Raw genomic sequence first — 9,621 nt, forward strand, 5'->3', positions numbered from 1 at the left:
GCTGGTGCGGGGTAAGCATCCGGCGTAGACCCTTTTCAGGTTTTTGCCTTCCAGTTCCATGGCAAGAGTTCGGCGATTGCCTTTGCGGGATGGTCGTGGATGCGGTCGAGGACATCGGCGATCCAGGCTTGGGGATCGACGTCGTTGAGCTTTGCGGTCTCGATGAGGGTGTAGATGGCGGCGGCCCTGTCGCCACCGGCATCGGAGCCGCAGAAGGTCCAATTGCGGCGGCCGACGGCGATGCCGCGCAGGGCTCGTTCGGCGGCGTTGTTCGACAGGCAGATGCGTCCGTCCTCCAGGAACCGGGTCATGGCGCCCCAACGGTTCAAGGCGTAGTCCATGGCTTTGGCGGGATCCGACTTGGGCGACAGGCGGGCACGGGCGTGGCGGAGCCATTGCTCCAGATCGTCGATCAGGGGGCGGCTTTGCTCCCGGCGGGTTTCGGCACGTTGCGCGATGGTGAGGCCGTTGATTGTGCGCTCGATGGCGAACAGTGCGTCGATGCGCTTCACGGCCTCGGCCGCCAGAGGCGACTTGCCCTCCTTGGCCAAGTCAAAGAACCGGCGGCGGACATGGCTCCAGCATCCGGCCTCGCGCAGCGGGCCGGGCTTGCGGGCGGGCTCGTAGAGGCCGGCGTAGCCGCTATAGGCGTCGGCCTGGAATATTCCGGCCCAGCCGGCCAGGTGCCGCTGCGGATGCTCGCCGGCGCGGGTGCGGGCATAATGGTAGAGGGCGGCGGGCGGATCGCTGCCGCCGAACGGCCGGTCATCCCGCACGTAGACCCATAGTCGGCCGGTAGCCGTCTTGCCTTTGGCCAGGACCGGTACCGGCGTGTCATCACCATGCAGACGCTCCGCCGCCAGCACGTGGGACCGTATCGCTCCTATCAGCGGGCCCAGGGTTGCCGCCGCCGCGCCGACCCAGTCGGCCAGGGTGGAGACATCCAGGTCGATCCCTTCACGGGCATAGGCGGCACTCTGCCGGTGCAACGGCAGATGCTGGGCATATTTCCCGGCCAGCACCATGGCCAGCAGGTTCGGCCCGGCCCGCCCACGGCGGATCGGGTGGGAGGGGGCCGGCGTCTGGCTTACCGCCTCGCAGGATCGGCAGGCGAACTTCTCCCGGACATGCTGTACCACCTTCCAGCGGCGGGGCTCGCATTCCAGGCTCTCCAGCACATCCTCGCCGATCTTGCGCAAGGCACTGCCACCGCAGCGGTCGCAGGTACACGGACCCGGATGCACGATCCGCTCCCGTGGCAGCGCCTCTGGCAGCGGCCGCCGGGCCGGCTTGCGCGGCGTACCGGCAAAGGCGGGGGTCGGGGCGCCGAGTTCGCCGGCCACCTCATCCTCGGCGCTGGTCTCCTCCAACTCTTCCAGTTGCAGTTCCAACTGCTCCACCAGCAGCCGACCGCGCTCGGACGATTGGCCGTAAAGCTCCCGCCGGGCCTTGGCCAGCGCCAGGCGCAGCCGTTCGATCTCGATCTCCCGTTCGCCGGCCTGTTGCCGTGCGCTGGCCAACTCCCCCTGCAACGCCAGGATCAGCGCATGGGCCGCCGCGAGGTCGGCGGGCAGGGTGTCGGCAGCGGGGACAGGCGGAATGGAGCTGGACATGGGGTCATTGAATCATGCCCACGTCATCCTGTCTGCAGCTTTTCAGCCCGCCCGTTCCGGCCTAGCCGTGTGCTGCGGCAGCCGCCAGTCGATCCCTTCCAACAGATAGCCCAACTGGGCCGGGCTCAGCGTCACCGCCCCGTCCACCACAGACGGCCAGATGAACCGGCCGCGCTCCAGGCGCTTGGTGAACAGGCAGGCGCCCTGGCCGTCATGCCAGATGACCTTCACCAGGTCACCGCGGCGACCGCGAAAGACGAACAGGTGACCGCCATGGGGATCACGCCCCAGAACCTCCTGGACCTGCCGGGCAAGGCTGTCGAACCCCTTGCGCATGTCCGTCCGGCCTGTCGCCAGCCATACATGCACACCCGGCGGGATCGGGATCATCCCGCCCCTCCAGCAGCCCGGATCACCGCCGTTGCCAACCCCGGATCCACCGACCCTCGCAGCCGCACCTCGACCCCGCCGGGCAGAAGCACCGAGATCTCCGCCGCCGATACGGCGGGAACACTGGGGGCCGGCACTGACGCCTCCATGGCGGGCATGACGCTCGCCTCACCCACGCACGCAAGCTGGACCGGCGTGAAGGCCGGAACCGGGTGGTCGATTTCTGGAACGGAGACGCCCAGTTGCCGGCGCCACCGGTACAGTAGGCTCTCATGGACCCCAAAACGCCGGGCAACTTCCTTGACCACGATGCCGGGACGGAACGCCGCCTCAACCAGCCGGACCTTCTCCGCATCCGACCAGATACGCCGCCGTTCCGTCCCGGTCAAAATCTCCAGCCGCTGATAAGCCATCACGTTTGCCACTCGTTTGCGTCCGCGCTATCGCGCTTACGCAAAGACTCTCAGCTACCCATAACCAACGGCAAGGCGGTCCACGCCGGACGCGTACGGTGCGGGCCGGTTATGCGGTCTCCTACAACCGGCATACTGGCTCATACCTCTCGGAAGAAGCAGAGGCGCAGGTAGCCGGCCGCGGGCTATGGTCGGGAACCTTCGAGTTGCCCGGTGATTTCAGGCGGCGCAAGCGGGATGCGTTGCATCGGCCGTGACCGCTGCCCGAGCCGGCTATCGTGGCCTGGGTCAGACCGTATCAGTCAAACGTTGCCGATGGTCGTCAAACTCATCAGCCGCGCGACGAAGATGCTCCGCGAGGTCGAACGGCGCACCTGATTGGTTCTGAAGAATGGCGGCCGCACCAACCAACGCCATGATCCGAAACCGGACGTCCGAAACTTCCGGCCGGATCTTGGTTGCGGTCGCCGCCAGCTCTACCGTCATGGCCGAAATGGTCGCTTCGGCCGCCATTCTCTCAACGATGTCCATTTCTGCTGCGGGCCTTACGTTTACGCATTTGCCAGAGCGGCGGCCTGCTGACCCGCCAGGTCGGCATTGCGACCACGGGCGTTCACGAATTCATCTTCCGTAAGCACCTCTTCAAGGTGCGAAAACCGCAGTACCCCATCATGGGCCTTTGCGCGGAATCGCTCCAGCGTCGCCTTCGTTTCGTCGCTGCAAACGGCTGCGATCCGCTCTATCGCGTAGCCGGCAACGGGCACGCGCCAAGTTTTACGATCATTCAATCGGACCCGCGTCACCAGATAGAACGCCCAGCACCAGGCCAAGGAGCCGGCGACCGTCAGCCAGCCCTGCGCGAAAGCAAAGCCCCCGAGGATCATCGCAGCGCCCGCTGCGGCGAGCGGGGCCTGGTACCACGGATAATCGAAGCAGCGATGGCGGCGATACAGCCAGCCTTTAAACAGCTGACGTTCCTTCTTCGAGAGCATCAGGTTCTCCTTGATGACCAGGTGCCAGGATCAGGCGATGTTCGGACTCTAGTTTACCAGTCCATCGGTGTCCGGCAACACGCAAGCGCGAAGGCTACCGCCGCCAGATGTCGCGAGGTGACCAAACCTTGCTGGCGACCGGCGCCGGCACCGACGCTTTCGGGCGGTTCTTACTACCTAGCGGACGCCCGCCCCGCCGGCGTTGTTTCACGGGCGGTTCGTCATCCACGGGCTGGACGTCTGCGGCACCGGCGCTGGAACCAGGAACAAATTCGTCAGCCGCACGAACCCGTGCCTCCAGTGCATCGTTGGTCGGGTTTACATGGGGCGCCGGCATCACTGGAACCGACCGACCAGCTTCAACCGCACGAAGGAGACCTGACACCTCGGCGGCGATGCTGTTCGGAGCCGCCCTCCATAGGCGCAGAAGATCCAGCTCCTTGCGGGACAGCATGGGCGCCGATGCTGTCGCACTCTCGGAATAGTCCACCGACGGCCGCCGCACATCCGGCGCGTCGAGCCCGTCGAAGAAGTAGGTCACGGGCACATCGAGAATCTCCGACAATCGATAGAGTTTAGCTGTCGATACCCTATTGCTGGCTCGTTCATATTTTTGAAATTGCTGGAACGTGATTCCAAGCCGCTTTGCGACGTTCATTTGCGACATGCCTTGCAGGCCGCGCCGAAGTCTGATGCGCGCAGCAACATGCGTCTCTATTGCAAGCTCCAACGCATTGATCGTTTCGTTTGACGATCGTCTCGGCACCTTCAGCTACTCCTACTCATGCCGACCTTACACGGCCTGACCAGTTGAACGTTAGCGCTGCCGATCTGCCGGGAGCGCCGGGGAATGGCCTCGTGCGATCGCTAGGCCCGTTGTATGTTTATGACCGCGATCATCATATCCTTGCCTTTCCGGCGCTGCTGCCAGCCGTACCAGCCGGTGAAGAAAAGCAGGGAAGGGGTCACGACAGACAGCCAGGCCGTCCAGAAGGCGCCGACGGAGGTCGTCGTCGGAAACACGAAAAAAGCCACCGCGACCAGGGAGGCGGCGAGCAGGGGAGGTGCGATGGCCGTGGCCACCTTCGCCTGATTTCGGACCGCTTCCAGCACCATGTCATATCCAGGCTGGAGATCCGTCATGCCGCCGTTGTGGGCCTTGGTCAGGTTGTACAGGTCGTCACCATGATGCATAGCCACCAAGGCCTTCTCACCAGTCGGCGAATTCTTGAAATCCGAAATCGCGTCGTCGAACCGATTGCATGCCGCATCAAACGCCGCCAATTCGGCTAACTCCCTGTTTCGGCCAGAAGCATTCTTGCGATTGGGCAAGGCCCACATGATCAAACCACCCCCCGCCGCAAATGCCCCGCCAACGGCGGCGGCCAGCACCAGCCATTTATTTTCCGTCGTCTCCGTCAAATAGCTCAGTGCGCGACTGCCGCATAGAATGAAGAGCATAGCGGCGCCACACGCCACGATATGTTGTGTGATTTTCAACAACTCTTCCTCCATTTGGCGCAGTCCGCTGACTATAACCTTAACTAGGAGGCCTGGTACCGTGCTGCAAGCTCGCCGCGATTAATACACTCATAATGCATAGAGGTTGCGTTACCCTCAGCGAGTTGTACGGTTGCCTTTGAAGGACAAGGGTTGCCGTCCATGCACATGGCTGAGAACTGCATCGGCTGCCAACTTCAATCCAATTGCTCGGGCAACATTAGCCAAGTCCACAAGCTGGCCCTCCAGCGTGTTAGAACGGTAGCTCATTGCCGGGAGCGAACTCGCATAATCTCCAGAGGCCAACCGCTTCGTTGACCAACTGCGACTGTAAAACGTGATCGGCTGTAAATGCCCGTCGCTACCCACTCTCCAATGATGGGTATACCGCGAAGAATGGTGGTATTCATGGCCTTCAGGATATCTCTCCAGTCGCACGCGGTAAATGTGTGTTGCGGCCCCATCTCCATATATACCGGGATAGGTCCGACCAATAGCCACGGCTTCTTTCAAAGAGCCAATATAATTGCGGTATGGGAATTCTGTGCTGCCTTCAATTCCGCGTACTTCGTATAGGATGCACACACCGTCACGGTCCCGGAATTGGATGGTATTCAGGTGCGCAGGCGGTGTCTGGTAGCCCGGTGCTGAGCCCCCAGCCGCAGAGGAGGAGTTGCTTCTCCAGTCAACCTCTACCTCCATATGTCGCTCCCACCTCTTGGTCCAATCCCTGTTACCGACGGTTCCTCCGAAGGCGGAGGCTTGGATGTTCGCCAATTCTTGATGCCGTTCGTATGTGTTGGCGTCAGATACTAAAATTTCTGCAAGATGGCTGAACCGTAAGAGATTGTGAGAATCTAGTCGACGATATGATTCCAGCCAATCTTTCGTGTCGTCGCTGCATATTGCTTTCATCCGTTCGATCGCAAAGGGCGGTACTGGGGATTGCCATTGCTCACGGTTGACCAACCTTAAGCCTTTCCACCTGCGGGCGGCGTGAAGCAGCGCAAGTGCACCGACCGCTACGATGACCGGTTGACCTACGCCAAAGCCGCCTAAAGCGACCACGAGGGCCGCTGTTGCTGCTGTCGGTAGCCCCTGGGGCATCTCAAAACATCGGTGGCGACGGTGAACCCACCCATCGAATAAGTCTCGCTCCTGAACTGTCAACATCACTTCACCTTCTCGTCCTTCAGGTGCGCACCGATGGATCAGGGGGTAATATGCGATCAGAAACTACACGGAGCTCGTCAGCAGGAACAGGCTCACGGCGCCCACACCGCCACCAAGTTGCACCGTCCCATTCCATCAGAAGGGGCATCAAACCCAAATGCACCCAGTAGTATCCAGCTTCGATCGGCTGCACCATTTGTTCCCCAACCTTGTGGCTACGCCGCTAAAGCCGGCGAGCATTTTGCTGACAATCCGTCGGCCTGGTCCACATCGATCAAGCCTCACTGCCCTACCCTCGGCAGGTCTAAGGGGGTAGAAATCAGGATCCCGCTGAGATGATTGTGCCAACGAGGACTCCGGCAATAAAACCTGATGTGCCATCGCCGCCGGCGCTGGGGGGCTTGCGGGATCCGATCCCTGCGAAGTCGGGAAGATGGCGACCTGGCTGCAATAGACCTGCAGGCGGCTCACCCGTCTCCGCTGCGGAAGCGGCTGCTTCATTGCCAAGGGCGGTAAGAGCAAGGTGGTCGATGTGCCGCCCGAGGTGGCCGGGGTGAGGGCTGGTCTGTCGAACAACGACGTAATGCCCGTTCCGTTCGAGCCGTCGCGCGATGCTCGGGTCGAGATCCTGCCGCGGTCGCGGACCGTTGATCAGCGAACGAAGCGTTGCCTCATACCCTCCATTGGCACCGTCACCGGTCATTTCATTGCTCATCTTGGCCTCCGAGCCCTGGTATTTCGATAACGTGAAGGTCGGGACTTTAGTCAGCAGATTCCAGACCTACTCGCTCACCTTGTGGTCCATGAGCCGCCACTTTCTGCGGGATGTCGCATATCGCGGTCATGTTGCCTTGAAGCCCAAGCCAAGGCCCGATGCACATCCTGTCCAGCTATCGCGTCGCAACCATATGCGTCGGACCCCCAGATCAGACCATTCGCCACGTCGGGATGCAACGACACCAATCCGATCCCGACTGACGCGCCGCTCCCAAGCAACTGACCGATCCATGCCCTTGCGATATCCGATGGCGGGTAATGGAAATTTGGCCAGGCCCACCATTGCTCCCCCACTGCCGCTGATACGGCTGCCAGTGGCCCCTGCCACACGGTCTCAAGGGTGAGGTCGATAACAGTCACGACCTCGTCCTGGATAGCCAACACAGAGCCGCGCCCAACCGGATTACCGTCAACCTTGACCGCGTGCCCAACTTTTATCCGGCTAGGTACGCCCGTCTTGTCCGTGCTCATAGAGCGCCCTCACCTTGTGACCTGTTTTGGCTCCGCCGACACCAGCGCCAGGAACGAATGCTCTGGCCAATACAGCACCAGACCATCGGCGGTCTCCGAAAGGATGGATACCGCTCTACAAGATCGGCGGCTCGACCATCGCATTCTCAAGCCGCTCACCGAATATGTTCTCCGCGTCGGCGGGTTCACCTGCAGTCCACTCTTCAGGTGTTCGGGTGGGGTCCTTGATGATGAATGCCTGCACCTGGGAGTCGGCTGGATGGGTGATGCGCCACAGTTCCACGCCCTGTTCCATGCGGATCAGTTCCTTTGCCATCTACTTGTCTCCTATCGGCGTCTCTACGTTTCATGTGTTGGTCATCAAGGCGAGCCGCTCTGTCCGAGATAGGTTGCGGTGGCCATGTTCGCTCACCTTGTGGTCGCCTCAACCATGCCGGATCCTCATGGCATCCTTTGCTGTCGATATGAAGCTCTCTAGGGCGCCTGGAAAACGGCCGGCTAGCTCGTGCAACTTTCTCCCCTCATTACTCCATTGAGAGACATGTCGTTTGTGCTCATGATGTTCTGAAAACCGCGTCCAGATGAAGGCGAGCACCTCGTCCCAGATCAACTGCACCATATCGGGTTTGAGATCGCCCAACGTGGAATTCCGATCCCCACCAACCGCAACATGCCGAATGCGTGTTGCACCGTGAATGGCCAAACCGGTTTGGTAGAGAGAATCGGCGACAGTATTGATCTCTGCGCACGGTATGCATCCAATTGCTGCAATCACGCGCTGCACATTCTGTCGCTGGGAATCTGTCCAGGACCGATTCAGAGTGCATCGCCGGCTCGTCTTTACCTCGACGATCACTATGTCATCGAAGTTGGGAGAAAGTTGCAAACGCCCGACGTCGTCGACCATTGGCACGGCATCGTACAGAAATTCTTTTCGATGTCGGAAGCGGACACCGATCAGATCCGCATCAGTTCGCTGGCCGCCATCGGACACATTGTGGACGACAAAGTTTTCGAGCAGCAGGAAGCCATTCAGCCGAAAGTACCAATAGGCCACGAGCTCGCAACTGAGCTCGAGCTGTTCATGCCTCTCTAGTGTGGAGTTACGTGGCACATACCCCTCCGACTCAGTTTGCCCATGAACGAAACTCGCCAGCCAGGCCGTACAGACTGACGGCGCAGGCACGGTCTGCGACAAGCCGCGTCTGGTCGGCCGCGAACCGGGCCTAGTTCAGCAGGGCCTGGGGGGTCTTTTTGGTCATAGGTTCAATCCTCAAATCGCTCTTCTGCGGTCCGGATTACTTTCATGCCATTGGCAAGCGTAACGGTCAGGATGTTCATGTCGGGCCGAACAGAAAACGCACGCGATTGATCGTACCATCGCCACTTGTATACCAGAGACCAATCCCCCTCGCACAGTTCCCAAACGGCCTGCTGGGATGAAGGGTCATCGCCCAGCTTTCGCAGCTCTAAACGGTTGGCTTCGTCGTCCGCATCCTTTCGAGATGATTTCGCCGCCGCCGATTTGATCGCAGCCGTCATCCGCTCAAATGCCGCTTCAAGCATCGCCTTCCTCACCTTGTGGTCAGGTGGCCGTGCATCGTGTCCACCTTCAGATACCAGAGACTGACGGGGACATTGATGGCGAGGAAAAAGCCCCCGACTATGAACCATTGCCCACCGAACCCGGCATGTCCCAGGCATGTGGCAATAACCCAGAGCGCCCACAACGACCCTATCGCAGTCTTCAGTAATCCGCGCAGGCTCATCTCGTTCCTCACCTTGTGATTAGCGAAAAACATGCCAGTAATTGCCATCACCCGTCCGCTCAGCGCGTAGAATACCCTGACGAACCAAGTGCTCAAAATGCTGGTTGCGCTTTGCCGCTTCAAGTGTGGACAGTGGCTCTGCGTTTGGCAACCCAACAATCTCAGCGCAAACTTGATCTACGGCCTGAAATTCTATGGTGCCGGCCGCCACTTCGTCCAAAATGTTTTGTAGATACCGCTGATCAATTACGCTCATTTTAACCTCCTGACAGCGCGTGCTCACCATATGGCCGTAGCTGTGAATCGTACCACAGGTTATCCGTTCCGTCCTGACTGACAAGAGAACGGCTTCACTCGGCTCACCTTGTGATCTGGTCGTTGTAATTGGCCACCGGCGGTCTGGATACGCCCACGCCGATTGAAAGTTCTCCGAGAGCGGCAAATAGGGGGACTATCGGGAATTCCGTGCTCGGCTGGGCCATAGTGAGATGCGAAAGGAGCTTCACGATGGCACGACGCAAGG

General features: G+C 60.4%; 12 protein-coding genes. All 12 read right to left on the reverse strand.

Translation table 11 applies throughout. The features are described from left to right. Positions 1-35 precede the first annotated feature (35 nt). The 12 genes from tnpC to AC1Q7F_RS30230 all read right to left on the reverse strand — a co-directional run bounded on the left by tnpC (position 36) and on the right by AC1Q7F_RS30230 (position 9,354). Positions 36-1,613 (reverse strand): IS66 family transposase, encoded by a 1,578-nt coding sequence (tnpC, locus tag AC1Q7F_RS30175; RefSeq protein WP_492512265.1) that lies wholly within the window; start codon positions 1,611-1,613, stop codon positions 36-38. Positions 1,614-1,655: 42 nt separating this feature from the next. Beyond that, positions 1,656-2,003 carry an IS66 family insertion sequence element accessory protein TnpB gene (gene tnpB / locus AC1Q7F_RS30180; RefSeq protein ID WP_094453379.1) on the reverse strand — a complete coding sequence of 116 codons (348 nt, stop codon included), beginning with the start codon at positions 2,001-2,003 and terminating at the stop codon, positions 1,656-1,658. Then, positions 2,000-2,416, reverse strand: a complete 417-nt coding sequence (gene tnpA / locus AC1Q7F_RS30185) for an IS66-like element accessory protein TnpA (protein ID WP_492512275.1) — start codon at positions 2,414-2,416, stop codon at positions 2,000-2,002. The genes tnpB and tnpA overlap by 4 nt, the downstream gene beginning before the upstream one ends. Positions 2,417-2,704: 288 nt before the next feature. Continuing rightward, positions 2,705-2,947, reverse strand: coding sequence for a hypothetical protein (locus tag AC1Q7F_RS30190; RefSeq protein WP_492512266.1), 243 nt, complete (start codon positions 2,945-2,947; stop codon positions 2,705-2,707). A 20-nt stretch (positions 2,948-2,967) separates the two neighbouring features. Beyond that, positions 2,968-3,408, reverse strand: coding sequence for a hypothetical protein (locus tag AC1Q7F_RS30195; RefSeq protein ID WP_492512267.1), 441 nt, complete (start codon positions 3,406-3,408; stop codon positions 2,968-2,970). Between the two features lie 94 nt (positions 3,409-3,502). Continuing rightward, positions 3,503-4,174 carry a helix-turn-helix domain-containing protein gene (locus AC1Q7F_RS30200; protein ID WP_492512268.1) on the reverse strand — a complete coding sequence of 224 codons (672 nt, stop codon included), beginning with the start codon at positions 4,172-4,174 and terminating at the stop codon, positions 3,503-3,505. A 101-nt stretch (positions 4,175-4,275) separates the two neighbouring features. Beyond that, the gene (locus AC1Q7F_RS30205; protein ID WP_492512269.1) at positions 4,276-4,923 is read right to left on the reverse strand and encodes a hypothetical protein; all 648 of its coding nucleotides are present in this window, start codon (positions 4,921-4,923) and stop codon (positions 4,276-4,278) included. A 1,477-nt stretch (positions 4,924-6,400) separates the two neighbouring features. Continuing rightward, positions 6,401-6,796, reverse strand: coding sequence for a hypothetical protein (locus tag AC1Q7F_RS30210; protein ID WP_492512270.1), 396 nt, complete (start codon positions 6,794-6,796; stop codon positions 6,401-6,403). A gap of 648 nt (positions 6,797-7,444) precedes the next feature. Beyond that, positions 7,445-7,645 (reverse strand): hypothetical protein, encoded by a 201-nt coding sequence (locus tag AC1Q7F_RS30215; protein ID WP_492512271.1) that lies wholly within the window; start codon positions 7,643-7,645, stop codon positions 7,445-7,447. Positions 7,646-7,753: 108 nt separating this feature from the next. Further along, the gene (locus AC1Q7F_RS30220) at positions 7,754-8,443 is read right to left on the reverse strand and encodes a hypothetical protein (protein ID WP_492512272.1); all 690 of its coding nucleotides are present in this window, start codon (positions 8,441-8,443) and stop codon (positions 7,754-7,756) included. A gap of 152 nt (positions 8,444-8,595) precedes the next feature. Continuing rightward, a complete protein-coding gene (locus AC1Q7F_RS30225) occupies positions 8,596-8,895 on the reverse strand; it encodes a hypothetical protein (protein ID WP_492512273.1) in 300 nt (99 codons plus the stop codon). Positions 8,896-9,117: 222 nt separating this feature from the next. Next, the gene (locus AC1Q7F_RS30230) at positions 9,118-9,354 is read right to left on the reverse strand and encodes a hypothetical protein (protein WP_492512274.1); all 237 of its coding nucleotides are present in this window, start codon (positions 9,352-9,354) and stop codon (positions 9,118-9,120) included. Positions 9,355-9,621: the final 267 nt, after the last annotated feature.

Source organism: Niveispirillum sp. GW835-FHT14G11 (assembly GCF_058793615.1).